Genomic DNA, 265 nt, shown 5'->3' with positions numbered 1-265 from the left:
ACTGGGTTGATAGGCCAGATCTGGAAGCCCGGTAACGGGTGGAGGTGACTGGTACTAATAGGCCGAGGGCTTGTCCTCAGTTGCTCGCGTCCACTGTGTTGGTTCTGAAACCACGAACAACCGTCGTAGCCGTATTGGCCTCGGCTCCGGTTGACAGTTTCATAGAGTTTCGGTGGTCATAGCGTGAGGGAAACGCCCGGTTACATTCCGAACCCGGAAGCTAAGCCTCACAGCGCCGATGGTACTGCAGGGGGGACCCTGTGGG

At 57.7% G+C, this 265-nt stretch carries 2 rRNA genes; both read left to right on the top strand.

Features of this window, described 5'->3' with window-relative positions:
- A 23S ribosomal RNA gene (locus tag IO36_RS36185) occupies positions 1-78 on the top strand; the annotation flags it as partial.
- 90 nt (positions 79-168) lie between these two features.
- Positions 169-265 (top strand): 5S ribosomal RNA (gene rrf, locus IO36_RS43540); the annotation flags it as partial.

The sequence above is a fragment of the Streptomyces aureus genome (assembly GCF_000725495.1).
GTDB lineage: Bacteria > Actinomycetota > Actinomycetes > Streptomycetales > Streptomycetaceae > Streptomyces > Streptomyces aureus_B.
Note: the sequence above shows the minus strand (reverse complement) of the source record. Positions and strands in the feature narration are given on the sequence as shown.